Origin of the sequence: Chryseobacterium sp. JV558 (assembly GCF_033712365.1) — a bacterium.
Lineage (GTDB): Bacteria > Bacteroidota > Bacteroidia > Flavobacteriales > Weeksellaceae > Chryseobacterium.
Genome location: NZ_WJHU01000006.1, coordinates 58,400 through 82,971 on the forward strand (window position 1 = coordinate 58,400; position 24,572 = coordinate 82,971).

21 protein-coding genes are annotated in these 24,572 nt (G+C 36.8%); 2 read left to right on the forward strand and 19 right to left on the reverse strand.

Annotation, left to right across the window (positions count from 1 at the left end; all coding sequences use genetic code 11):
* Positions 1-95 precede the first annotated feature (95 nt).
* Entirely contained in the window at positions 96-3,812 is a 3,717-nt protein-coding gene (locus GFU89_RS18740; protein WP_318848591.1) for a metallophosphoesterase, read from the reverse strand.
* Positions 3,813-3,838: 26 nt separating this feature from the next.
* Between GFU89_RS18740 and GFU89_RS18745 the strand changes: the two genes are divergently transcribed.
* Both GFU89_RS18745 and GFU89_RS18750 read left to right on the forward strand, forming a co-directional pair.
* On the forward strand, positions 3,839-5,014 hold the full coding sequence (locus tag GFU89_RS18745) for a Pycsar system effector family protein (protein ID WP_318848592.1): 1,176 nt from the start codon (positions 3,839-3,841) through the stop codon (positions 5,012-5,014).
* A gap of 21 nt (positions 5,015-5,035) precedes the next feature.
* Positions 5,036-5,959 (forward strand): bestrophin family protein, encoded by a 924-nt coding sequence (locus GFU89_RS18750; protein WP_318848593.1) that lies wholly within the window; start codon positions 5,036-5,038, stop codon positions 5,957-5,959.
* Between the two features lie 9 nt (positions 5,960-5,968).
* On the opposite strand, the gene GFU89_RS18755 is transcribed toward GFU89_RS18750, so the two are convergent.
* The 18 genes from GFU89_RS18755 to GFU89_RS18840 all read right to left on the reverse strand — a co-directional run bounded on the left by GFU89_RS18755 (position 5,969) and on the right by GFU89_RS18840 (position 24,453).
* The gene (locus GFU89_RS18755; protein WP_318848594.1) at positions 5,969-8,281 is read right to left on the reverse strand and encodes a GAF domain-containing protein; all 2,313 of its coding nucleotides are present in this window, start codon (positions 8,279-8,281) and stop codon (positions 5,969-5,971) included.
* A gap of 285 nt (positions 8,282-8,566) precedes the next feature.
* The gene (locus GFU89_RS18760; RefSeq protein WP_318848595.1) at positions 8,567-9,946 is read right to left on the reverse strand and encodes an NADH-quinone oxidoreductase subunit N; all 1,380 of its coding nucleotides are present in this window, start codon (positions 9,944-9,946) and stop codon (positions 8,567-8,569) included.
* A gap of 151 nt (positions 9,947-10,097) precedes the next feature.
* Positions 10,098-11,591 carry an NADH-quinone oxidoreductase subunit M gene (locus tag GFU89_RS18765; RefSeq protein WP_318848596.1) on the reverse strand — a complete coding sequence of 498 codons (1,494 nt, stop codon included), beginning with the start codon at positions 11,589-11,591 and terminating at the stop codon, positions 10,098-10,100.
* Between the two features lie 2 nt (positions 11,592-11,593).
* Positions 11,594-13,507, reverse strand: coding sequence for an NADH-quinone oxidoreductase subunit L (gene nuoL / locus GFU89_RS18770; protein ID WP_318848597.1), 1,914 nt, complete (start codon positions 13,505-13,507; stop codon positions 11,594-11,596).
* A gap of 2 nt (positions 13,508-13,509) precedes the next feature.
* A complete protein-coding gene (nuoK, locus tag GFU89_RS18775) occupies positions 13,510-13,839 on the reverse strand; it encodes an NADH-quinone oxidoreductase subunit NuoK (protein WP_047494345.1) in 330 nt (109 codons plus the stop codon).
* Positions 13,840-13,843: 4 nt separating this feature from the next.
* Positions 13,844-14,341: an NADH-quinone oxidoreductase subunit J gene (locus tag GFU89_RS18780; RefSeq protein ID WP_318848598.1), complete on the reverse strand. Its 498-nt coding sequence runs from the start codon at positions 14,339-14,341 to the stop codon at positions 13,844-13,846.
* A complete protein-coding gene (locus tag GFU89_RS18785; RefSeq protein WP_040996950.1) occupies positions 14,341-14,898 on the reverse strand; it encodes a NuoI/complex I 23 kDa subunit family protein in 558 nt (185 codons plus the stop codon). The genes GFU89_RS18780 and GFU89_RS18785 overlap by 1 nt, the downstream gene beginning before the upstream one ends.
* Before the next feature lie 153 nt (positions 14,899-15,051).
* Positions 15,052-16,116 carry an NADH-quinone oxidoreductase subunit NuoH gene (gene nuoH / locus GFU89_RS18790; protein WP_124530867.1) on the reverse strand — a complete coding sequence of 355 codons (1,065 nt, stop codon included), beginning with the start codon at positions 16,114-16,116 and terminating at the stop codon, positions 15,052-15,054.
* A gap of 89 nt (positions 16,117-16,205) precedes the next feature.
* Complete coding sequence (locus GFU89_RS18795) at positions 16,206-17,204, reverse strand: 2Fe-2S iron-sulfur cluster-binding protein (RefSeq protein WP_318848599.1); 999 nt, start codon at positions 17,202-17,204, stop codon at positions 16,206-16,208.
* Between the two features lie 41 nt (positions 17,205-17,245).
* Positions 17,246-18,157, reverse strand: coding sequence for a hypothetical protein (locus tag GFU89_RS18800; protein ID WP_318848600.1), 912 nt, complete (start codon positions 18,155-18,157; stop codon positions 17,246-17,248).
* 6 nt (positions 18,158-18,163) lie between these two features.
* Positions 18,164-19,522: an NADH-quinone oxidoreductase subunit NuoF gene (nuoF, locus tag GFU89_RS18805; RefSeq protein WP_318848601.1), complete on the reverse strand. Its 1,359-nt coding sequence runs from the start codon at positions 19,520-19,522 to the stop codon at positions 18,164-18,166.
* Positions 19,523-19,624: 102 nt separating this feature from the next.
* A complete protein-coding gene (nuoE, locus tag GFU89_RS18810) occupies positions 19,625-20,134 on the reverse strand; it encodes a complex I 24 kDa subunit family protein (protein ID WP_047377758.1) in 510 nt (169 codons plus the stop codon).
* A 104-nt stretch (positions 20,135-20,238) separates the two neighbouring features.
* Positions 20,239-21,462, reverse strand: coding sequence for an NADH dehydrogenase (quinone) subunit D (gene nuoD, locus GFU89_RS18815; RefSeq protein ID WP_103234090.1), 1,224 nt, complete (start codon positions 21,460-21,462; stop codon positions 20,239-20,241).
* 60 nt (positions 21,463-21,522) lie between these two features.
* Complete coding sequence (locus GFU89_RS18820) at positions 21,523-22,017, reverse strand: NADH-quinone oxidoreductase subunit C (RefSeq protein WP_047424001.1); 495 nt, start codon at positions 22,015-22,017, stop codon at positions 21,523-21,525.
* A gap of 6 nt (positions 22,018-22,023) precedes the next feature.
* Positions 22,024-22,584: an NADH-quinone oxidoreductase subunit B gene (locus GFU89_RS18825; protein WP_002983540.1), complete on the reverse strand. Its 561-nt coding sequence runs from the start codon at positions 22,582-22,584 to the stop codon at positions 22,024-22,026.
* A 91-nt stretch (positions 22,585-22,675) separates the two neighbouring features.
* Positions 22,676-23,047: an NADH-quinone oxidoreductase subunit A gene (locus GFU89_RS18830; protein WP_047377762.1), complete on the reverse strand. Its 372-nt coding sequence runs from the start codon at positions 23,045-23,047 to the stop codon at positions 22,676-22,678.
* Positions 23,048-23,162: 115 nt separating this feature from the next.
* On the reverse strand, positions 23,163-24,209 hold the full coding sequence (locus GFU89_RS18835; RefSeq protein WP_318848602.1) for a T9SS type A sorting domain-containing protein: 1,047 nt from the start codon (positions 24,207-24,209) through the stop codon (positions 23,163-23,165).
* Positions 24,210-24,276: 67 nt separating this feature from the next.
* Entirely contained in the window at positions 24,277-24,453 is a 177-nt protein-coding gene (locus tag GFU89_RS18840; protein WP_318848603.1) for a hypothetical protein, read from the reverse strand.
* Positions 24,454-24,572: the final 119 nt, after the last annotated feature.

Below are 24,572 nucleotides of genomic sequence, written 5' to 3' on the forward strand. Positions count from 1 at the left end.
ATAGTTAATTTAATTAATTGACAACCAGAGTTTTGAATTTCCTTTTTAATTGTTGTGCTGTAGATCTGAGTTAATTTCTTTTATAACGAAATCACTTAAAACTTCATTCCTATCCCTGCCGAAAGTCTTCCGCCGTCTGAACCATAAAAATAATTCAGTCTTGCAGACATCATTTCTACAATACTCAGCCAAACACCGGCGCCGGCAGACTGGTGCCATTTTCTGGAATTTTCATTGTCATTCCATACACGGCCGATATCATATCCGATAAGGATTCCCATATTTGCAGGAATAATATTGTTTCTTACTCTCCCAAAATCCCATCGTATTTCTGAGTTATTGGTAAAATAGGATCTTCCTGAGAATCTCTCGTTTCTGAAAGCTCTCATTCCATTGTTACCTCCAATAGTCGCTGCCTGATAGAATTCAAAATTATTGTTATTCATCCACATAACATTACTGGCATTGGCAAAAACAAATTTTCCTTTCTTATCAATTCTGTGATCAACAGCGAGCTTTCCTTTTACAGTCAGGAAATTTTTATTAAAATCAGAAAGAGTTGCTTTCCAATCGGCATTAAGCATAAATTCCAGCCCAAGAGTAGGGAAGGCTGCATTATCCGCATTTTTATAACCAAATGTATAATTGGCTCCTACAAACTGCTGGCTGTTAAATACGCCAGGTCTTACGTCCGGTGACTGGTTGATAAAGCGGTCAGCTTTTCTCTGTACTTTATTATCTTCAAAAGTCAATTGAAACTGATGGCTCAGATTCATCCAGCTCTTCTGAGAGATAGAAGGTGCAAAGTTGAATTTTGAAATTCTGGCTCTGTTGTATTCTCTTTCTGTACTTTCTTTGTCATATTCACTTTCATTAGACAGTCCGAAGAAGTTTTGAGAAAACCTTGGAGTCGTATAAAATGCATCCAGATTGAAATCCCAACCTGAGATTGCTTTTTTAAATACTCCTTTATAGGTAAGGCTAAATCCTGCTGTCGCAGTATAAAAATTAGCTTTTAAGCTGTGTCTTTGTGTATAAGGATCACGGATGAAATTATTAACGGTATAATTGGCCAGAACACCTACAATAACACCATCATCCGGGTTGTAGTCCAGGTTTGGATATCCTGCAAAAGAATTGTATTTCGGGTGTTTATAATTATAACTGTTGATGTCATAATCATCAGTGATGTTTTTGGTTGCATTACCAGCATTATAGGTATTCTTCTGAGATTTAAAATCATAAATCTTCACTTTTCTTCCATCAGCAACAGTATACGTATCATGATTATATCCACCAATCAGTCTGATGTTCATTTTAGGATTTCCGGTGCCTTTTACTTCATAGGTATCATCATCTTCCAGTCCGTAGATCCAGAGTTCTTTTGTTTTAGAATCATGATAGGTCTTTTCAAAAACCAGTTCGTTCTGATCCTTATTTTTGCCCAGTTTATATTGCTGTACAAGTACTGAGTGCCCGTCTTTGGTAATGATAAACTTATCAGGATTTACAGTTCCTGCCAGCGGTACTTTTTTCTGCAATACATCATAATATTGAGCAGCGTAGCTTTGAAGTTTTGTTTTTCTTACTTTCAGTTTTCTCTGGATCTCAGCAATGGTGCTGTCTTGTACTTCTTTAGGAAGATTATGGAAAGCATCATCAATATCCGCATCAGTGAGATGTTCCTGAATATATTTTGCCTGTGTTTCCCATTCTGTCTGATCAGCCCCTTTTAAAAAGACCAAATCCATTGGGTAAGGTTCCATAGCAAGCCACTTTACACTGCTGATATCTTCTGTAAAGGTTTTCATATGGCGGATTGCCGGAACATTCATAATAAGCCTAAATGCAGCTCCGTCATATTTACTGAATGCCTGATCTCTGTCTTTAGGGATTGGTTTGTAAACTACCTTGTCACCCACTTCATATTCTGCCCATTTCCACTGATCTGAGTGTCTGTCCCAGTCGCCAATAAGCATATCAAATAATCTTGCTCTGATGTAAGACTCTCTGTCAACAGAATATTTATTGCTTTTGCTGAGGTTCTTTAATACATCATCTGTAGAAACAATATCTTTTGCATTTCCGAGATAGGCCAGTGTTTTAGGATCAGAAGAAAAACGTTCTTCAATCATATACATTTCATCTCCGTAATTCTCATTATATCTTCCCAAAGCTTGTTGTTTAGGAATATAATACAGTTTTGGATTGCTGTGCAGAATATTCAGTTTCTCTGACATATTTCCAATCGTAAACGGAGTAAAAGGGTGATTGGTAGTATAAAAATCCAATAGAAATTTTTCAGGGAAAGTATCCGTAAGTTCTTCTCCTAATGTACTTTTTGTGAAAGCCATGTTGTTAAGAAAACGGATGGCACTTTTTTTCACTCCACGCATGACGAATTCCTGCCCGTCAGCAGATTTCAATCGTAAGCTGTTGGATTGGTTTCCTCCACCTTCTCTGAAAGGGATATATCCGCCATTTAATTCTGAAAGATTGGCCGTTGGAGCCTCAATCGGAATTCCGTAATAATTTCTGTAGTGATCTCCCCAAAGCCAGCGATAAAATTTTCTTTTTTGAGTAAGCTGTACAGGGTAAATAGTGGAAGAGAAGGTCTGCGGAAATGAATTGGGAAAATTATTGATAAATACATCCGGCTTGGAAATTACTGAAATATGAGTCAGTTTTTGAAGCTGTGCATCTTTTGTAGAAAAATATTCAACATCAGTACTTTCATCTTTTCTGAAATTTAAAACAGCAAAACCGCTGCCTCCATAGGAAAAGTCAGTTTTTTCTATAATGGTAGACGGATCTGTTTTAGAACCAGCACCACTGATGATTTGTCTTATGTTTTCATCCTCATGATATTGAAGATTATGATCATGTCCGGAAACAAAAATAATATTTTCCTTATCCTGAACGATACTTTTCAGTCTGTTGGCCAGATCCGCATAATGCTGGTTATTGATATCTTCAGGACTGGCTCCTGAGGAACTTCTTAAAATATTGATTAAGCTCGCAACACCAGGAACAGGAACCTTACTTTTTAAAGGAAAAAGATGTGACTTTGCAGAATTAAAGCCTGCATGGGTTCCACTGCTGATAATGGGATGGTGTAAAGCAACAATGATTTTTTTACCCTGATTTTTGATAATGAGATCTTTAAATTCATCAAAAAAATTCTCACGGGTTTTGATATTACAGTTTTTATTGATTCCGGGGTAATTGTCCCAGTTTGCAATCACCCATTCCGAATCAACAGCAATAAGCTTAATGTCTTTAGAAATGTTGATGTCATCAATAGGGCATCCGTTTTTAGGTAGAAAAGCTTTTTTGTCGTCGAGGTATTTTTTTACCAATCCCTCCTGAGTATTCAATCCTTCTATTCCGTTGTACCAATCGTGATTTCCGGGAATTACCAATGTTTTACCCTTGAAATTTTTGGTTATGGCAAGTTGATTTTCCAGTTTATTTTTAGCTGATTCATACTCTTTATCTGTTTCTTTGGGCATCCCATTTGGATAGATATTGTCTCCCAAAAAGATCAGCATAGAATTGCTGTCGGCAGAATCCAGTTTGTTTTTCAGTAAACTCAGTGTCTTTTGTGCCTGAGGTTCATCTGCGTTTCCTGCGTCTCCAATCAGAAAAAGTTTAAAATCATTTTCAGATTTTATCTCAGAATCTTTTACTTCAAATAAGTTTTTGCCCTTTTGTACGTTATAGGTAGCACAGGAATAAAGGGCTCCTGCGGACATTACAGTTCGAAGAACAATAGAAGTATTTTTTAGATGAGTTTTAAAGGATAAATTCATAAATTTACATTAACAAAAATTCAGGAATGAGCATTCTACAAAAAGCCAAAAATTATGTTGAAATCTTATTCAAAGATAAGTTATCTTCAGTATATTTTTATCATAATTTTATCCATACTGCCTATACGGTGAATAAGGCTGAGGAAATCATGAAAAATACCCCTGTTTCTGAAGAGGATCAGGAGAAAGTACTTGTAGCATTATGGTTTCATGATACGGGGTATATAGAATGTGCTCTGAACCATGAAGAGAGGAGTGTAGAGGTGATGAAAGCCTTTTTACAGCAGGAAAATTATCAGGAAAATTATATAGCGGATGTTGAGAAACTGATTCTGGCTACGAAGATATATTATGAACCCCAGAATTTACTGGAAAAAATCGTAAAAGATGCTGATTTCAGTCATTTTGCAGGTCATGATTATAACGATATTTCCGATGCTTTGAGAAAAGAATGGGAACTGACTAATGTAAGATGTTTTTCTAATGAAGAATGGAATGCCGGAAATCTTGATATGCTGAAAAATAAGCATACTTTCTATACAGATTATGCCAAAGAAAACTGGGAACCTCTGAAAAAGAAGAATATTAAAAAGATCGAAAAGAAGCTGGGAAAAGAAGAAGAGAAGAAAGAGGAAAAGAAGGAAAGCTCTGAAGGGAAAAAAGAAAAAGAAAAATCAGACAGAAGTGTAGATACTTTATTCAGAGTAACACTTAACAATCATACCAGACTAAGTGATATTGCAGACAGCAAGGCCAATATCCTCTTATCTGTAAATGCAATCATTATTTCGGTTTGTCTTTCTGTGTTGATTCCTAAGCTGGATGCTCCTAAAAATTCACATTTGATTCTTCCGAGTTTTATATTGTTATTGTCCAGCGTAATGACAATCATATTTGCTATCCTGTCTACAAAACCGAATGTGACCAAAACAACTTTTACCCCTCAGGATATTGCGAACAGAAAAGTAAACCTGCTGTTCTTCGGAAACTTTCAGCAGATGTTGTTTGATGATTATCACAATGCGATGAAAGACCTTATCAAAGACAGAGACTATATTTATGATTCTATGGTAAAAGATCTGTATTATCTGGGGAAAGTTCTGGACAGAAAGTACAAGCTTTTATCAATTACCTATAAGATCTTTATGGCAGGGATTATTATCTCTGTTTTGTCCTTCGGGGTTGCTTTTCTTAGTATTTAATTAAAAGATATACATGCACAAATGATAGTCAGACAGCGTACAAATTGGCTGAAAATGTTATTTATATGGAGAGGTTCTGTGTTGAAGAAAATTATTGTTCAGCTTACGATCATTACGCTGTTTTCTGTATCTATCTACTATTTCAAAGGAAAAGTATTTGATTATAAAGTACATCTTAACCCTACCATTTTTACATTGATAGGATTGGCATTGGCCATTTTTATGGGTTTCTGTAATTCCGCGAGCTATGACCGTTTCTGGGAAGGTCGGAAACTTTGGGGATTACTTGTGATTGAAACCAGATCTCTGACGAGGCAGATCTTATCATTAGTGAACGATTCTTCTCCTGAAGCTAAAGAAGACAAAGAAAGAATCATCAGGCTAATCTCTGCATTCTGCTGGTCTCTGAACTTTCAATTGAGAGATAAAACAGGTACTGAGCATCTTTCAAGATTACTTTCTCATGAAGAGCTGGAGCAGGTAAAAGATAAAAAATTCATTCCTAATATTATTCTGGGATTTATTGCTGACTGGCTCAACGAACAGAATAAAAAAGGAAATATTGATACCATCGTGATGACATCTATGGATCATCAGCTGAACCAGTTTTCTAATATTTCCGGTGGCTGTGAGAGAATTTACAATACTCCGTTACCTTTTGCCTATAGTGTTTTGCTGCACCGTACCGTGTACCTGTATTGCTTTTGGCTTCCTTTCGGACTGGTAGATTCTTTAGGGTGGATGATGCCTTTGATTGTTCTGCTCATCAGTTATACCTTCATCGCTCTTGATGCCATTATCCAGGAGATTGGAGAACCTTTTGGAGAGGAAGAAAATGATCTTGCTTTGAACAGTATCTGTCGTACCATTGAGTTTTCTATTTTTGAACAGGCAGGAATTCCTCAGGGGAAATTGAAGAAGCCGGATACTTATTTTATAGATTAAATTTATTTTCTATTCCTGTGGAAGCATAAAAGAAACCCTCAGTGCCAGCAAGCCTGTAATTCCCTGAAGATCTTCTACCTTAAGAAACTCCACGTCATGCTGTAATACGCCTTTTTTCTGAAGCCTGGAAATGTAATCGAGGTATTCCTTTTGGTTTTCCATTCCGAAATAGACGATAGTGATTTTTCCGGGAGCAGTGATGCGTTCTGCAGAATCTTTCACATGGGCTTTATCCAGACGTTTTTTGATAATCTCGTAATAAGAATTATAGGCGCCGTCTACATCAAAGCGCTTTTCATCCATTCGGAAACGGATGTCTATTTTTTCATTATAAACAAAGATTAATGAGGCAATATCCAGCTGTACAGGAAGTTGTTTTTTGAACGATTGAAATTCGAGTTCCATTTTACAGATGGTTTTCAGCTGCATGTATCTCAGTTTGTGAACAACTTTTGAGGTATAGTGAAGATCAGGAGCAATGGTATGACCAATATACAGGTTATGTTCCACACCATCAGACTTAAATCTTTCATAGTAGTGCGGGAAAATTTCCTGTGCTTTTATCTGACTTTCATCCAGCAAATCTGCCAGTTTCCGGTTGACCAGAGTGATAGAGTCATCCAGGTTTTTTCTGTGATGATAAAACAGGTCAGTAGGGGTAAAGATATGTGAAAAGTAGTCTTTAATTTTTGCCTTTATTTCTCTGGAGGTTTTTACTTCCAGTTTTCCCTGTAAAAAAGGATGAATTTCTTCCCTTAATAATCTTTGAAAACGCTGCTCTGTATCAGCTTTGATTTCATTGTTCAGTTCATTTTCAAAAATATCCAGTGCCAGCAGGAATTTTTCTGAATCGGAATTAGTGAGTATAAAAATCTCATTCAGCCATTCAATCTGCTGATTAAGATCCTGAAGCATCAGATTAAAACGTTTTTCCGAAGAAGAACGGATATCCGAAACCCCAAACAGCGGAGTAAGGTTTTTAAAAGAAATTTGCTTTAATGTATATATTTTCTTTCCTAGTGATGCGGTAAAGTATTTTTCAGCTTCATTTCTGAACTTCCAGACTACACTGTCATGGATGGTAGTATATTCACGCTGGATAATGGCTTCTATCTGATAATTTTTCTCAAAGTAGAATCTGCTTAGAGAGAAAAGAATCATATCGGTAAAAAACTCCAGTTTTTTGAGTTTTAAACCATTGAAGCTGCCAGCAATAGGAGAGGTGAATTCCATGATCGCAAGGAGGTCACCGTCTTTCATGATAGGGATTACCATGAAGCTGTTGATATTATTATCCTTTAAAATACTGAAGGAAGGAAGCTGTTTGACATTTTCATCCAGGTTGTCTACATTAGAAACAACAACGGGTTTTGAATTATGATTTAAATTATTAAAAGTATTCTTACGGGTTTCTTCATCAAAAGTATTGATCCAGAAATCGAGTATATGATTGGTGAGAAGACTTTCATAAATGGGAAGTTTATCAAGCTTCTGTTCTTTTTTGTTGAAAGTCATCAATCCGAAACTGAGTTCCGGAACATCAAAATAAGATTTGAAAATTTCAGTCAGATTTTCGTTGGGATTCAAATCTTCGGGATCAATTTCAATCATGCTGGATTTCAGGTCAGAAAGTGCTACTTCAGAGGTGCAATCTACCAGTGAGATAATGGTAAATCCTTTCAGTATCCATGATTCTGATGGGAAATGTTTTTTCCACAGTTTAAAATCATCCAGATTTTCCAGCAGCATATCCAGAACATCATCAGATGGGATTTTAGCTTCTTCTGTAGGGGTAATTTCCGTAAAATCTGAGTTGACTGTAATCTTATAATGCTTCATAATCCCCTGTTTGTTGGGGATGTCATAATAGAACGGGATTATACTTTTAATATCTTTTTTGAAATAGCTCTGGAGAATAAGGCAGCAGCAGAATACATAAAACTCATTATCTGAAATATTTCTGAGTTCTATTTCGAAGTCTTTTCCGGCATCTTTAAGGATATCTTTAAACCTTTCAGTATAGTTGAATGTAATGTTAGAAAGAGGAATACTTGCTGCTTTTATCTCATTTCTGGTAAGACCGGTTGGAAAAAGATCAGCAAGAAGCATCCTGATGAGGTCTTCATATTTTTCGAGAAGTGCAGTATCCTGAAACCCTTCTCTGAGCTCTTTAAAATTTCTGATACTCTCTATTAAAGATTCTGCATAATTGACTCTGTATTCCAATCTGTCATTATATCGGATATGTTCCAGGACATCCAAATATTTTTTGAATGATATATAAACCTGAAAAGGAGAGTCTTTTTTATAGAGATTAGCCAAAAGCTGAAATTTAGAGTAAAGTTATGAAAAAAGCAGAATATTGGCAGGGTGAAAGTTTTATTTTATTGTATAAAATTCAATTATGCCTTCAGAAATTGTGCAAGGTATTTTATCATTCATTGCTCTTTTTTGAGAAGAGGTATCATAGCATTACTGATTAATAAATTTTATTGATTTTTATATGAATCAGATCATTTTTACTATTCTGGTTTCATTTCATATTACAATTACTATAATAAAAAGCACAACTGAAAAGTTGTGCTTAGTATATTTAAAATTCAGATTTTACAACCCGAACATTCTTGCAAATAAATCAGGGAAAACCCCAAGGACAATAATCAAAGCAATTATAATTACGGCAATGATATTGTAAGTAAGTGTTACTTTTTCTGAAGATTTGAATGTAGATTCTTTAAAGAAGAACATGGCAATGATCAGTCTTAAATAATAAGCGATAGATAGGGCAGAACCTAACACAGCTACTAATACTAAGAAAGCTGCACCGTTCATAGCCTGGGAGAATAAAGCAAATTTCCCCATGAAACCAGCTGTTAACGGAACTCCTGCCATTGAAAGCATAGAGATTGCTGCTGCTGTTGCTAGTAAAGGTTCAGTTTTTGCCAATCCTTTGAATGCTCCGAAAGAAGTCTCTCTCTTTAATTTCTCTACCCAGATCAGACACATGAAAACTCCTACTGTAGATAAAGAATAAGCAAATAAATAAAAGGCAAGGTTATAAGTAGAAAGGCTGGTCATTCCGAAGAATACCAATCCGATATATCCTGCGTGAGATACTGAAGAGTACGCTAACATTCTTTTTGCGTTTGTCTGAGCAAGACCCATAACGTTTGCTAAAAGTAAAGTAATGATTAAGAATACTCCTAAAACATTTATCCATTCATGAGTAACTCCAGTGAAACCAAGAGTCATCAATCTGAACAGCGCAAAGAATCCTGAGATCTTTACTACACTCGCCATGAAAGCTGTAATCAATGAAGGAGAACCTGCATATACATCAGGACTCCACATGTGGAAAGGCGCTAAAGCTACTTTGAATGCCAATGCACAAAGAATCAGTAATACTCCTAAGATGAACATTACATTCCCTGAATTAGCTACTCCAAAATCATGAATCTTGTAAAGGTCAAAACTTCCTGTACTTCCGTAGATGAACGCAATCCCGAACAGTAAGAAACCTGTTGCGAATGCACCCATAAGGAAATATTTGATAGAAGCTTCGTTAGATCTAAGATCAGTTTTGTTAGCTCCAGCCATTACATATAATGGAATGGAAAGGATTTCAATTCCCAGGAACATCGTCACAAGGTTCTGATATCCGAAAAGGATGATCCCTCCACATAATGCAAATAGCATTAATGCATATAATTCTGACTGGTGGCTTCTGTGGTTGCTGAATGCAAAACCTCCCAGGAAGAACAATAATAATGTTGTTACAATTGATATTTTAGTGAATAACGCTGTATTATCACTGTACTCATACATATGCTTGTAATGGTCGAAGAACGAACATTCCGGCATAAAACTTACGTACAATGCAATGATTAATCCCAAAATCCCAATGTATCTTGCGAATTTTCCTTGTTCAAAAACTCCTGAAAATAACGCAATAACTGCCGTTAGGAAAACAATAATTAAAACACTCATAATATAGATTTGAGATGTGAGATTTGAAGTTTAAAGTTCAATGTTTAGAGTTATAATTTTCAGTTCAAAAGTTCCTGTCTATTATCTCTTCGCCTTTTATCTTTATTCTCTCGAATCTCTTAATTTTTTAATTTTTAAATCTTTTAATTTTTTAGTTAGCCATCGCCGTGTAGATAAACTTCACTGAACTACTCACCATGTCGATTACCGGTTGTGGGAAAATACCTAGTAAGATCACAAAAACCGCTAAACTTGCCAGTACTGAAAATTCCACAGCCGATACATCTTTTGCTGTACTTAAAACGGCTTCATCTCCTTCTCCAAACATTGCTTTTCCGTAGAATCTCAATAAATACACCGCACAAAGAATTACCGTAAGACCAGCAATTACTGCTGCTGTTCCGTTAAAATCATAAACAGATTTCAACAAAATAAATTCTCCGATGAATCCATTCGTTAATGGAACTCCCATTGACCCTAATATAATGATCAGGAACAATACAGCAAATTTGGGAGCTACTTTAGCTAACCCACCCATTTGTCTGATGTCTCTTGATTTAAATCTCTTGTATAAAATATCACAACAGTAGAATAATCCCACTACGTTGATACCGTGAGCGAAAGTCTGTACCAAAGCTCCTTCTGCACCTTCAACAGTGAAAGTTCCTCTAAGGGTAACTACTGCTGAAGCAAAGATACCAGCGACCATCAATCCTACGTGAGAGAAAGATGAATACGCAATGATTCTCTTCATATCCGTCTGGATAATAGCGATCAACGCACCATGAACAATTCCTACAATGGCAAGGATGATCACAATCTGTCCTGAAATTCCTGCTATCGGAAGCGGAGTGATGGGTAGTAAATAACGCATTACACCGTATACTGCCATTTTAAGCATGATCCCTGATAACAACATCGATCCCTGAGTAGGAGAGTAGGTATAGGTATCAGGCTGCCATGTATGGAAAGGGAATACCGGTAATTTCACTGCAAAAGCAAAGAAAATAAACCAGAATACCACAGTCTGCTGTACTTCGTTCAGTTGGGCATTATATAAATCTGTTAAAGCGAATGATGCAGAGTGGTTGTACACATAGATCAATCCGGCTAACATAAACAAAGATCCAACGAATGTATATACGAAGAATTTCGTAGTGAATTCAAACCTTTTATTCTCTTGTCCCCAAAGTCCGGCAATAAACCAAATTGGAATCAAAGTTACTTCCCAGAAAATGTAGAATAACAATCCGTCTAAAGAAGTGAACACTCCTACAAGACCGAATTGCATCAATAGAATCAGTCCGTAGAATGTATTTCTATAGTTTACATTTTCGTTGAAAGATGATAAAATAATAATTGGAGCCAGAATATTGGTCAATAATAAAAGAAGCATACTCATCCCATCGATACCGAAGTGAAGAGAACTCTTCATAAATTGTGACCAAGGATAATTGATCTCATGCTGCAATACACTATCTACTGTCGGAGTAAAATCGAAATCCGAAAGTATATAAAATGTAAGAAGCATTTGAATCAAAGCAATTCCCAGTGCCAAATATTTGCTGGAATTACTCTTCCATGCAAAAACTAATCCCGAACCTACTAGAGGTAATAGTAATAATGTTAATAATAAACAAGACATTATTATTGTAATAAAAAGTTAACAATTAATATAATTCCCACAGCTAAAGACATGATAAGGATATACGTCTCTACATTTCCGTTTTGAACACGCTTCATAGCTTTTCCGCTGTCTTCAGCACCATCACCTACAAAGTTTACAAAACGGTCTAAGATCCCCTTATCAAACATCTTTCCTCCGCGTCCTAATCCTTCAACAGTTTTTACAATCAATGCGTTGTAAAGTTCGTCAACGTATAATTTTTTAGCAGAAAGCTTTTCCCATCCGGTATAGTTTTCTTCTGCAACAGCCATCTTTTTCTTACCCAGATAGGTATTTCTAACGATGAACCATACAGAGAAGAACATAATCACTGTAGCTGCTAATAAGATCATTTCAGTATTGAAAGGTACTCCTGAAAGAGTAGCTTCCATCTGGCTGTAGCTTTGTTCCGTAAGAACAGGCTTTAACCATTCCATCAGTTTGGCATAATGCCCGTGCCCGATGAAGTGTGGCAAGTTGATGAAACCTCCGATTACAGAAAGAATAGCCAATACGATCAATGGTAATGTCATATTTGACGGGCTTTCATGTAAGTGGTGTTTCTGTTCTTCAGTACCTCTGAACTCTCCGTGGAATGTCAAATAATACAGTCTGAACATATAGGTTGCAGTCATTGCCGCTAAAGCAAATAAGATGACCCAGTAAATAGGGTTTTTAGCGAAAGCTGCTACTAAAATTTCGTCTTTAGAGATCATCCCTGATAGTAAAGGGAAACCTGAGATGGCTAATGTCCCGATAAGGAATGTAGCGTGGGTAAGAGGAATATATTTTTTAAGACCTCCCATGAAACGCATATCTTGCTCGTTGCTCATTGCGTGGATTACAGAACCGGCACCCAAGAATAATAAAGCCTTGAAGAATGCGTGCGTCATTACGTGGAACATCGCTGTAGTATATGCTCCAAGACCTAAAGCAATGAACATGAATCCAAGCTGTGAAACGGTAGAGTAAGCCAATACTTTTTTGATGTCGTTCTGACGAAGTGCATAGAATCCTGCCAAAGCAGCAGTTAAGAATCCGATCAATAATATTCCTCCCTGTACTGTAGGTGCTAAGGTAAATAAGAAGTTTGATCTTACTACCAAATAGATACCAGCAGTTACCATCGTTGCCGCGTGGATCAACGCTGATACAGGAGTTGGCCCAGCCATCGCATCCGGTAACCATGTATATAATGGAACCTGAGCAGATTTACCGGTAGCACCGATGAATAAACTCGCTGTGATAAAGATAATCACTGTTCCGTCTAATTCAAATTTTGAAGCGTTTTCTGCTACAGAAAGATAATCTACAGCATTGGTCTGAGAAGCGATCATGAAGATACCGATCAATAACGCAAGGTCACCAATTCTGTTCATGATGAAAGCTTTTCTTGCTGCTTTACCGTATTCTTCGTTGGTATACCAGAATCCGATCAACAGGTAAGAACAAAGACCTACTCCTTCCCATCCGATGAATAAGATAAGGTAGTTGCTTCCCATTACTAAAAGTAACATAGAGAAGATGAAAAGATTCAGATAAGTAAAGAACTTATAGAATCCTTTGTCATGACTCATATATCCGATAGAGTATAAGTGAATCAGTGAACCGATACCTGTAATGATCATCACCATCATTAAAGAAAGCTGATCAATCTGAAATCCAAAATTGATTTGAATTCCATTGACTCTAAACCATTCAAAAGCTTTTACGATTACAGGCTGGCTTTCAGAATTGAAATTCATAAAAAGACTTACAGCGATACAGAATGACCCGAAAACCATTGCTGTAGCCAAAGATCCAACCAATATTTTTGGAAGATTTTTCCCGAATAAACCGTTAATAAGAAACCCTAAAAGTGGTAAAAGTACTATTGCATATACTAAATTCTCCATTCTTATCCTCTTAATTTATTAAATATACTCACATCTACAGAACGGGTATTTCTATATAGCATAGCAATAATTGCCAAACCTACTGCTACTTCAGCAGCAGCCACTACCATAATGAAGAAAACTAAAAGCTGTCCGTCGCCGTTGCCTTTATACGCTGAAAAAGCTGCCAATAAAAGGTTTACAGAATTCAGCATAAGCTCTACACAGCCCAGAATCACAATAGCATTTTTTCTAAGCAATACTCCCATTACTCCCAAACAGAACAATACTGATGAAAGAATGATGAAGTACTCCAAAGGGATGCTTTGTATAAATGTATTTACTTCTCCCATAATTTTATAAATCTTTTTTACCGATTAATACCGCGCCTACAATACCTGCCAAAATTAGGATGGAAGCAAGCTCAAACGGTAAAACATATTCATTAAACAAAAGTCTACCCAGATTTTTTGTAAGACCAATACCTCTGTCTACATTCTCAACAACAATGTGGTTGTCCTGTACGCCTCTGAAAACTCCAAGTACACCTACTAAAAGAATACCTGCTGTAAAAACTCCAACAAACTTTAAAGTATTGTTCTTCTTACTTTCGTCTCCTTTATTAAGGTTAAGCATCATCAGGATGTAAAGGAAAAGTACCATGATAGCACCTGCGTACACTATGATCTGGATAATTGCCAGGAACTGTGCATTCAGAAGAACGTACATACCTGCAATTGAAAACATCGTAACAATCAATGACAAAATAGCATAGAGAGGATTTCTTGCAAATACAAAGTAAACTGCACTTGCCACTGCTAAAAACGCCACCAAGAAAAATAAAAACTGATCCATTATTTTACCGCATTTTTTTGTTTCTCGGATTGTCTTGTCGTGATATCAATCCTTTCATTTATTTTTTCAACTAATTTATCTTTTCCATAGATGAAAGAACCTCTGTTGGTTTCCACATCTACCAATCTGTCTGTAAGATAGATGGCAGATTTAGGACAAGCTTCTTCACACATACCGCAGAAAATACATCTTAGCATATTGATTTCATATACTGAAGCGTACTTTTCTTCTCTGTAAAGGCCTTTTTCCTCTTTAGTTCTTTCAGCAGCGGTCATCGTAATGGCTTCTGCAGGACAAGCTACCGCACAAAGTCCGCAAGCTGTACATCTTTCTCTGCCTTCCTCGTCTCTTTTCAAAACGTGCTGGCCTCTCCAGATGGTTGTTCTCGGCTTCTGTACTTCCGGATACGAATATACTGCGGGAGCACCCTTTATCACGGTTCTTACAGCATGCTTAAATGTAATCCCCATCCCTGTAAAGATGGCAGGAAGGTAGATTTTTTCAGCAAGGGTCATTTCTTTGTTGGAAACAACTTTTGATCTGTTTGTAAGTTTCATTTAATTATAGATATTAGATGTGAGACATTAGATTTTAGACTAATCTTGTCTGTTATCTTAATTATTTAATATTGATGATTGAATATGATAGGCTAAAGATAAAGCTTTGATTTTTTATTATCAACTTTTCAAATCAGCTCATTTTCAAATTTCTTAGTTTGCAAATGCTAAAATTACAGCTCCTGTAATTAATAGGTTTACCAATGCCATTGGGATTAATGTTTTCCATCCTAAGTGCATTAACTGATCGTATCTGAATCTTGGAAGCGTCCATCTGATCCACATGAAGATCAGAATTCCGATTACAGTTTTCGTAAGGAATGCTACAACGCTCAGGATTCCTGCTGCGTTTTCACCCCAGTTCTGAGTTACCCATTCAATACCAGGATAGTTGTATCCTCCGAAGAAAAGAACCACCATGAAAGCATTGGAAATAAACATGTTCACGTATTCCCCGAACATATATAAACCTAATTTCATGGAAGAATATTCTGTAGAGTATCCTGTTACCAATTCAGATTCACATTCAGGTAAATCGAAAGGGTGTCTGTTGGTTTCTGCCAATGCTGCTACAAAGAAAACAAGGAAAGCGATCGGCTGGTAGAAAATATTCCAGTTCATACCGGAAACCCAAGGAATCACGCCCCATAATTTTCCAGTAGTCTGGCTTTCAGTAATTTCTTTTAAATCTAAACTTCCTGTCATCATAATGATAGAAAGAAGTGCTAATCCCATTGCCAATTCGTAAGAAATCATCTGAGAAGAAGCACGGATAGCACCTAATAGTGAATATTTATTGTTGGAAGCCCAACCTCCGATCATAATTCCGTAAACCCCAATTGAAGCCATTCCGATGATGAAAAGTACACCAACATCAATGTTAGCTACCTGAAGATCAAAAGAAGTACCTGCAATATTTAAACTTTTACCCCAAGGAATAACAGCTCCTGTAATCAATGAAATAAACATCACCAATGCTGGCCCTAATACGAAAAGGAATCTTTCTGCGTTGGCCGGTGTAAAGTCTTCTTTGAAGAAAAACTTTCCACCATCAGCAAGAGGCTGCAGTAATCCGAAAGGTCCGGCTCTGTTAGGACCAATTCTATCCTGCATGATAGAGGCAACTTTTCTTTCTGCCCAGGTAGAGTAGGCTGCAATCGTTAACGATAGCAGGAAAAGTGCTAGTACAAGTATAAGTTTAAATGTAAGTAAATCCATTTTTATTTAGATATTAAGATGTCAGATAATAGATGTCAGATTTAATTTGTTGTCTGAAGTCTGGTATCTGAAATCTGATGTCTTATTAATTATTTTTCGTCTTTTTCACTGATTTCTTTAGCCATAGGATTGTCTAAAACTCTTAGCTCATCCTTAGGTTTTTCGTAGTGGTTCAATGAAATTACAGAGTGTCTGTCAATATGTCTAGGACCTTCGATGTTCCAGTCTGATAATGCTTTTCTTTCGAAACGGCATGTATCACAGATGAATTCTTCCACTTCACCCCACTGGTCTTTTCTTGCAGTTACTCTTACGATTTCGTCACCTTTCATCCATACTACAGCTTTTCCAGAACACTTATCACATTTACAAGTAGCATTCATTGGTTTTGTGAACCAAACTCTGCTTGTAAAACGTGCTGTTCTGTCTGTTAATGCTCCTACCGGACACACGTCGATAACGTTTCCGATGAAGTCATTGTCTAAAGCTTTATTTAAATAAGTAGAAATTTCCGCGTGGTCTCCTCTGAAAAGGATACCGTGCTCTCTTGTTTCTGTAAGTTGATTAGCTGTTAATACGCATCTTGCACAAAGAATACAACGGTTCATATTCAATTTGATGTTCGGTCCAAGATCATCAGCTTCGTAAGTATTTCTTTCAAATTCAGTTCTTGTCTGAAGATTTCCGTGCTCATAACCCAAATCCTGAAGATGACATTCTCCAGCCTGATCACAAACAGGGCAGTCCAGCGGGTGGTTGACCAATAAGAACTCGGTAACGGCTTTTCTTCCTTCCTGCGCTTTCTCAGAAGTAAGGTTTTTTACTTCCATCCCATCCATTACATTAGTTCTGCAGCTTGCTACTAATTTTGGCATAGGACGAGGATCTGCTTCAGACCCTTTAGAAACTTCTACAAGACATGTTCTACATCTCCCTCCACTGGTCTCTAACTTGCTGTAGTAGCACATAGCAGGAGGTACAGATTTTCCACCGATTTGTCTTGCAGCTTCCAGAATGGAAGTACCAGGCATCACTTCAGCAGTTTGTCCGTCTATAGTTATTTTGAATTTTTTAACTTCTTCGCTCATATGATATGCTTTAAGCTTTATGCGTTAAGCAATAGGCTTTGTTATTTATATTTCTTCGTATTAAATGTATATCCAATTCCTCCCAGAACCTGTCCGAAAACAAAATCCTGGCGTGCTTTATCAGGTTTGTTATTTAATGTAGTTTTAATATCCCACATATTAATATAACCGGCTTTTCCTTCTACTCTCAGCATCCAGTTTTTCCAGAAAACTAAGTTAATACTGGATCTGATATCGGTTCCCATCCCTGCAACGTGAAAACGGTCACTTCTTTCATTTCCAAAAAGTTTTACATTACTTTTCGGAAACATAAACCCGATTCCTGCTCCATAAGACCATACTAAATCTATATTTTTCTTATGAACAAGATTTTTGTATTTCTCAAGACCTAAGTTTTCGTAGTTAAGTCCATCTGTATGTTCGAAAGTAAGGAACTTCTCATCTGCAAGATTAACCTGCCCGTTTTGAACCATTGCTGCATATTCAGGATCTGAAATATGACCTTTGAAACCTACAGTCTGGTTCTGATCCATTACATACTTCATATGGTCTATCCCAAGTACCAAAGCTAAATTGTCTTTAATGAAATATCCTATTCTGAAATTATACTGCGTTACAGTAAACCAGCTTGGATCAAAATAGACAATTCCGAATTTTGTAGGTCTGTCCTGTGCTGTTACATTATTCAGTTGAAAATCATATCCGTTTCCGGTAAAATGGATATCAGAATTGCTATAAGCCGCTCTGTTCCATCCATAAAATACGAAAACCTGACCTTTCTTGCTTAATGGTAAAGGCTTTTCCTTTCTTTCAGCTTTAATCTGTTGTTTCTCACTTGCTACATATGACAAATCCTCTTCAACGGATCTATTATAGTTTGCAGTATCTGTTTTCTTATTCTGTGCAAATACAAAATTCGACATCATTAAGCCAACAACTAATAACTTCTTCATTTTAAACTAAGCATTTTTTTCAACAGCCGGAATAGGATCTGCATAATGTGCCAATCCATAATTTTGAGTTTGTGCCAACTCAGGGTTTTTCACGTGCCACTCAAATTCATCTCTGAAGTGACGGATTGCTGCTGCAACCGGCCAGGCTGCTGCATCACCTAATGGGCAAATGGTATTTCCTTCGATTTTTCTCTGGATATCCCAAAGTAAATCGATATCCTCCATTTTTCCTTCTCCTTTCTCGATTTTCTTCAAAATCTTGTGCATCCATCCCGTTCCTTCACGGCAAGGTGTACATTGTCCACAACTTTCATGGTGATAAAATCTCGCCAATGTCATGGTATGTTCTACAATACACTGGTCTTCATCTAAAACGATGAAACCTCCTGAACCCATCATTGTTCCGGTAGCAAAACCACCATCTGACAATGATTCATAGTTCATATATCTTGGCTCTCCATTCACGGTTCTCAACAATAAATTTGCTGGAACGATTGGAACAGAACTTCCTCCCGGAATACAAGCCTTTAATTTTTTTCCGTCTTTAATACCACCGCAATATTCATCAGAGTAAATAAATTCTTCTACAGTGATGGTCATATCGATTTCATATACACCCGGTTTGTTGATGTTCCCACAAGCAGAAATCAATTTTGTACCTGTAGATCTTCCTACTCCAATTTTAGCATATTCAGCTCCTGTAATATCAATAATTGGAACAATCGCTGCAATAGATTCAACGTTGTTTACTACCGTTGGTCTTTCCCAAAGTCCTTTTACAGCTGGGAATGGTGGTTTTAGTCTTGGATTACCTCTCTTTCCTTCAAGAGATTCAAGCAATGCAGTTTCTTCACCACAAATATAAGCTCCACCTCCTCTCTGAACATAAATTTCACAATCGAAACCAGTTCCTAGAATGTTTTTACCTAAAAATCCTGCAGCTTTAGCTTCTTCAATAGCTTCTTCTAAAATATCCGGAATCCAAGAATATTCTCCACGGATGTAAATATATGAAACATTAGAACCTAAAGTATAAGATGAAATAAGCATTCCTTCGATCAATAAATGAGGAAGGAATTCCATTAGGTATCTGTCTTTGAATGTTCCAGGCTCAGATTCATCAGCATTCACAACAAGGTGTCTTGGAACGCCTTCAGGCTTAGCCAAAAAGCTCCATTTCATTCCTGTTGGGAATCCAGCTCCACCACGTCCTCTTAGTCCTGAAGCTTTTACTTCTTCAAGAATTTCGTCAGGAGTCATCTTCAAGGCTTTTTCAGCTGCTGTATAACCTCCCTGTTTACGGTACGTTTCAAAGTAGCGAATACCTTCTATATGTGCGTCTTTAAGTAAAAGTTTTTTACTCATTGTTATTTGCTTATTGCAATCGGCTTTTGGCTTCCTGCATTAATTATTATTAAACGTTAAGTGAATAATGTAAAAATCTAAATCTAAGATTCAGAATTTCTATTAGTCTAAAGCAAGTTGTCCCTGTCTGCAAAGCTCAAGGATCTCATCTACTTTTTCTATTGTCAAATTTTCATGAAAGAATTTCCCTAACTGCAGCATTGGCGCATATCCACATGCTCCAAGACATTCAGCAGGTTTTAGTGTAAACATGCCGTCTTCGGTAGTTTCCCCATCTTTAATATTCAGCTTGGTTCTGATATGATCAAGGATTTTTTCGCTTCCACAAACCATGCAAGGTCCTGTTCTGCAAACTTCCAATACATATTTCCCTACAGGTTTCATATTAAACATGGTATAGAAAGTAGCCACCTCATATACTTCAATCGGCTGGATACTTAATAGTTCGGCAACATAATCCATCACAGGAACATCTAACCATCCTCCGAATTCTTTCTGTGCTAAGTGAAGTACAGGAAGAAGAGCAGATTTCTGTCTTCCTTCAGGATATCTTGCGATAATTTTATGTACCTGTGCTAAACTTTCCGGTTTAAAAGCTATTGTTTCGCTCATTTTTTATCTAAGATTTCAGATGCCAGATTTCAGACATCAGATTTTAAATTTATATGTAAAGCGAAGAGTCTAACATCTGAAATCTGATGTCTGACCTCTTCTTTTTATGCGTCTAATTCTCCCGCAATAATATTCATACTACACATCGTTACAATGGCATCTGAAATTACAGAACCTGTAATCATTTCAGGATATGCCTGGTAGTAGATGAAACATGGTCTTCTGAAGTGAAGTCTGTAAGGGCTTCTTCCTCCATCGCTCACAAGATAGAATCCTAATTCTCCGTTTCCACCTTCTACAGCATGATAAACTTCTCCTTTCGGTACATCTGTTTCTCCCATTACAATTTTGAAGTGGTAGATCAATGCCTCCATTTTGCTGTAAACATCTGCCTTTTCAGGTAAATAGAAATCAGGAACATCCGCGTGGAATGGTCCTTCCGGAAGGTTGTCGTATGCTTGGTTGATGATTTTAAGGGATTCCCAGATTTCCTGTTGACGAACCATGAAACGGTCGTAAGTATCTCCTGAAGTTCCTACAGGAATAATAAAGTCGAAATCTTCGTATGAAGAATAAGGCTGTGCAACTCTTACATCATAATCTACACCTGCTGCACGTAAGTTGGGACCCGTGAAACCATAGCTCAATGCTCTTTCGGCAGAAATAGCTCCTGTACCGATGGTTCTGTCCATAAAAATTCTGTTTCTTTCTAATAAAGTACCGAATTCTTTGAATCTTGCCGGGAAGGTTTTTAAGAAATCCTTCAGTAACTCATGGAACTTAGGAGTGAAATCTCTTTCAAATCCTCCAATTCTTCCCATATTGGTTGTCATCCTTGCTCCGCAGATCTGCTCGTACATATCATAAATACGTTCTCTTTCGATGAACATATAAGTAAGACCTGTAATAGCTCCTGAGTCCATTCCGGTTACCCCGTTACAGATCAGGTGGTCACCAATTCTTGCCAGCTCCATTAAGATAACACGCATATAGTCTACACGCTTTGGAACTTTAACGCCAATCAGTTTCTCTACTGTCATGTGCCAACCTAAATTGTTGATGGGTGCAGAACAGTAATTCATACGGTCTGTAAGGGTAGTGATCTGAGAGTAATTTCTTCTTTCAGAAATTTTCTCAAATGCTCTGTGGATATATCCTACCGTTTGCTCAGCATGCAGAATTCTCTCTCCGTCCATCGTTAAGATATTCTGGAAAATCCCGTGAGTAGCAGGGTGGGTAGGTCCTAAGTTGAGGGTGTACAACTGCCCGTCAATCTGTTCCTTACTTTCGTACTGGTTTAGTATATTAGATAATGAGTTATCTTTCATAATTTAAATGCTTTAGGCTATGGGCTTTAAGCTTGTTGCTTATTGCTTATTGCATTATTTTTATCTTCCGAACATATTATCATCCTTATCGGTTCTGGTACCGTCTTCAAGGCGATATTCTTTCAACATTGGGTGGTATCCAAGATCTTCCATATTCAAAATAGGTCTAAGATCCGGGTGTCCTTTAAATTTAATCCCATAGAAATCATACGTTTCTCTTTCCATCCAGTTCGCTCCGGCATATAACTCCGTAAGGGAATCTACTTCGATATTTTCTCTGGACATGAATATTTTCAGACGTAATCTGAAATTGGCCATCATATTATGCAAATGGTAGACAACACCTATTTCCTTTTCAGGGAATTCAGGATAGTGAATACCACAGATATCCGTAAGGAAATTAAATTCCAAAGATGAATCTTTAAGATAGTGAATGATCTTCTTGATATCTTCTTTCTTCACTTCAATGGTCAGCATCCCATAAGGTTCTGAACTTGAAATAACAGATTCCGGAAATTCTCTTGTGATTGCTTCTAATACAAATTCGTTTGTCATTTCCGTTTAGTTGCTTATGTTGTAAGAATCTAATAATTTCTGATATTCAGGCATATCTCTTCTTCTGATGCTTTCGCTTTCAGCCAGAGCCTGTACCTGCATTACACCTTCAATGATCTGTTCAGGTCTTGGAGGACATCCAGGAACATAAACGTCTACCGGAATAATTTTATCAATTCCCTGAAGTACAGAATACGTATCAAAAATACCACCGCTGGAAGCACAAGCTCCAACTGCTACTACCCATTTCGGCTCTGCCATCTGAGTGTAAACTTCTTTCAGGACTGGTCCTAATTTCTTTGATATAGTTCCGCAAACCATCAGCATATCTGCTTGTCTTGGAGAGAAAGAGTTTCTTTCCATACCAAATCTTGAAGCATCATACGTTGGGTTTAGGGTAGCCATAAACTCAATACCACAACAAGAGGTAGCAAATGGTAACGGCCAAAGTGAAAACTTTCTTGCCATCCCGATTACACTGCTCAGTTTTGTTGCGAAAAACCCTTCTCCTTCATATCCTTCGGGAGCAGGTGCATCTGTTCTTATTACTGGTTTTTTATCTGACATTTTCTTTTGTTAAATATTTAAAGATTAAGCATTTAAAAATTATCATTTCTCATTTCAATGATTAAATTGTTCAATCTTTTAATGTTAAAATTTATTTATCCCAATCCAGCGCACCGCGTTTCCAAACATAGAAAAACGCTACGAAGAAGATCGCAACGAACGTAAGCACAGCAAGGAATCCTTCCATGCCGAATTCTCTAAAGTTTACTGCGTAAGGATAAAAGAATACGATTTCAATATCGAATAGTACGAACAATACCGCAGTCAGGAAGTACTTGATAGAAAACGGTGTTCTCGCATTTCCTTCTACAGGAATCCCGCATTCCCAGCTTTGGTTTTTTACAGAGTTTCCTTTTTTCTGTTGTGGCCCCAAGAAATGTGCCCCAAGTAAAGAAACAGCTACAAATCCTACTGCTACACCAGCCTGGATAAGGATTGGAATATAACTTTCAGGTAAATTCATTTTTGCATTATTATCTCAATTTGCAAATTTAGCGAATAAACAAGAAAGCATGAAATTAATAAGCTTAAAAGTCGGATGAAAATGAGTGAAATCAGTAATTTAGAATCAATAAAAATTAGCTTTTAGTGATTATTTTTTTAGTGTGTTTTTCCCCATTTTTTGTAGTAACTGTCAAAAGATATAGGCCATCAGGGATATTGGAGATATCCAGAGTTCCAATATTGTTTTGATTAGAGAAGTCTTTGATAAGTCTTCCGGAGTTGTCAAACAGCTGGATGGAGATAATCTGGTTGCTTTCAATATTGGTTTTGTATACAATTTTATGGGTAGAAGGATTGCTTACGCTAAAATATGTTTTTTGTGAAAGATTTTCCTTGGTGCTCAATGGGGTCAGAGTACAGGTGGAATTGGTGGATGTTAAAGTATAGCGGGCTGCTGCACCGTAGATAAGATGATTATAAGTACGTATTGGATCTCCTATCTGTTTGTTGATCATATCAATTTCAGAGAAGGTAGATTTATTGTTTTCATACGTTATAAGGTATGCTTTTGAATATGTTCCGTAATCAATAGAAAAAGCGGCGTATGGATTCTGTGTATTGATTGCCATAAAAGGACAGCTCTGTGAAGGATTTTCCATATTAATCTCAACAATACCGCCGATGATGGTTAGAAAAAGTCTGCCTTCATAGAAAAACAGATCTCCCGAAGGGGTTTGCCCATCAGACAGATTGCCAATCTCTGTGAAAATACCGGTATTCATATCATATCTGTATAATGCATTAGGATTATTTCCTGCAGCATAAAGATAGTTTCCGGAATCGGCTACTAATGAATTGGCTGTAGTATTACCAGTAGTAAAATCACCTAGAAATTCACAACTGGAATCTGTATTCTTTTTTCTGTATAATAAACCTGAACCGGTAAGGTAGTACATATTGTTATTGCTGTCAATGGCAATGTCTGTGTAGATTTCATTGGCTATAACATTGGGAGTACAGTATGATTCCACAACTTCTGAAGGACCGGAAACGTCAAATCTGTATACATTATTGATAAAGTTAATATAATTGCTTACCGAAAAAGTGTTGACGTAAAATTCCTGAGAATATATTGATGTCGGAATAAGGAATATTCCGAAGAATAGTAATATTTTGTTCATGAAGGTGGTTATTAGCAAGAGTAAATATAGATTTATTTCATAGAATCTGATTATGATTTAATATTTTTTATTTTTTTATTTTTTTCAAAAGAGTGTAAGCTATAAAAGAGATGTATCCAAAAAGAATACTGGCAAAAGCAATATTAATCACCGTATTTGTCCTGTCATCCTGTGACTGGAAAAATAAGTTATAACTGATAAATCCAGCGATTAAAATAGCGAAAATAATAAGCTGCGGTTTCATAGAGTAAAGATTTATAGGTTTTAGCTAGCAGATAATGGGTGAGAGGGTGTAGTGTTTTCGGGGATGCAGGACTGAAGATTTAAAACTCGTTTAGATTATAAATTATCCGGATATTATTT

Coding starts and splice junctions, on each gene's coding strand:
- GFU89_RS18740 (WP_318848591.1), bottom strand. CDS start 3,812: ATGAATTTATCCTTTAAAACTCATCTAAAAAATACTTCTATTGTTCTT.
- GFU89_RS18745 (WP_318848592.1), top strand. CDS start 3,839: ATGAGCATTCTACAAAAAGCCAAAAATTATGTTGAAATCTTATTCAAA.
- GFU89_RS18750 (WP_318848593.1), top strand. CDS start 5,036: ATGATAGTCAGACAGCGTACAAATTGGCTGAAAATGTTATTTATATGG.
- GFU89_RS18760 (WP_318848595.1), bottom strand. CDS start 9,946: ATGAGTGTTTTAATTATTGTTTTCCTAACGGCAGTTATTGCGTTATTT.
- GFU89_RS18765 (WP_318848596.1), bottom strand. CDS start 11,591: ATGTCTTGTTTATTATTAACATTATTACTATTACCTCTAGTAGGTTCG.
- nuoL (WP_318848597.1), bottom strand. CDS start 13,507: ATGGAGAATTTAGTATATGCAATAGTACTTTTACCACTTTTAGGGTTT.
- nuoK (WP_047494345.1), bottom strand. CDS start 13,839: ATGGGAGAAGTAAATACATTTATACAAAGCATCCCTTTGGAGTACTTC.
- GFU89_RS18780 (WP_318848598.1), bottom strand. CDS start 14,341: ATGGATCAGTTTTTATTTTTCTTGGTGGCGTTTTTAGCAGTGGCAAGT.
- GFU89_RS18785 (WP_040996950.1), bottom strand. CDS start 14,898: ATGAAACTTACAAACAGATCAAAAGTTGTTTCCAACAAAGAAATGACC.
- nuoH (WP_124530867.1), bottom strand. CDS start 16,116: ATGGATTTACTTACATTTAAACTTATACTTGTACTAGCACTTTTCCTG.
- GFU89_RS18795 (WP_318848599.1), bottom strand. CDS start 17,204: ATGAGCGAAGAAGTTAAAAAATTCAAAATAACTATAGACGGACAAACT.
- GFU89_RS18800 (WP_318848600.1), bottom strand. CDS start 18,157: ATGAAGAAGTTATTAGTTGTTGGCTTAATGATGTCGAATTTTGTATTT.
- nuoF (WP_318848601.1), bottom strand. CDS start 19,522: ATGAGTAAAAAACTTTTACTTAAAGACGCACATATAGAAGGTATTCGC.
- nuoE (WP_047377758.1), bottom strand. CDS start 20,134: ATGAGCGAAACAATAGCTTTTAAACCGGAAAGTTTAGCACAGGTACAT.
- nuoD (WP_103234090.1), bottom strand. CDS start 21,462: ATGAAAGATAACTCATTATCTAATATACTAAACCAGTACGAAAGTAAG.
- GFU89_RS18820 (WP_047424001.1), bottom strand. CDS start 22,017: ATGACAAACGAATTTGTATTAGAAGCAATCACAAGAGAATTTCCGGAA.
- GFU89_RS18825 (WP_002983540.1), bottom strand. CDS start 22,584: ATGTCAGATAAAAAACCAGTAATAAGAACAGATGCACCTGCTCCCGAA.
- GFU89_RS18830 (WP_047377762.1), bottom strand. CDS start 23,047: ATGAATTTACCTGAAAGTTATATTCCAATCCTTATCCAGGCTGGTGTA.
- GFU89_RS18835 (WP_318848602.1), bottom strand. CDS start 24,209: ATGAACAAAATATTACTATTCTTCGGAATATTCCTTATTCCGACATCA.
- GFU89_RS18840 (WP_318848603.1), bottom strand. CDS start 24,453: ATGAAACCGCAGCTTATTATTTTCGCTATTTTAATCGCTGGATTTATC.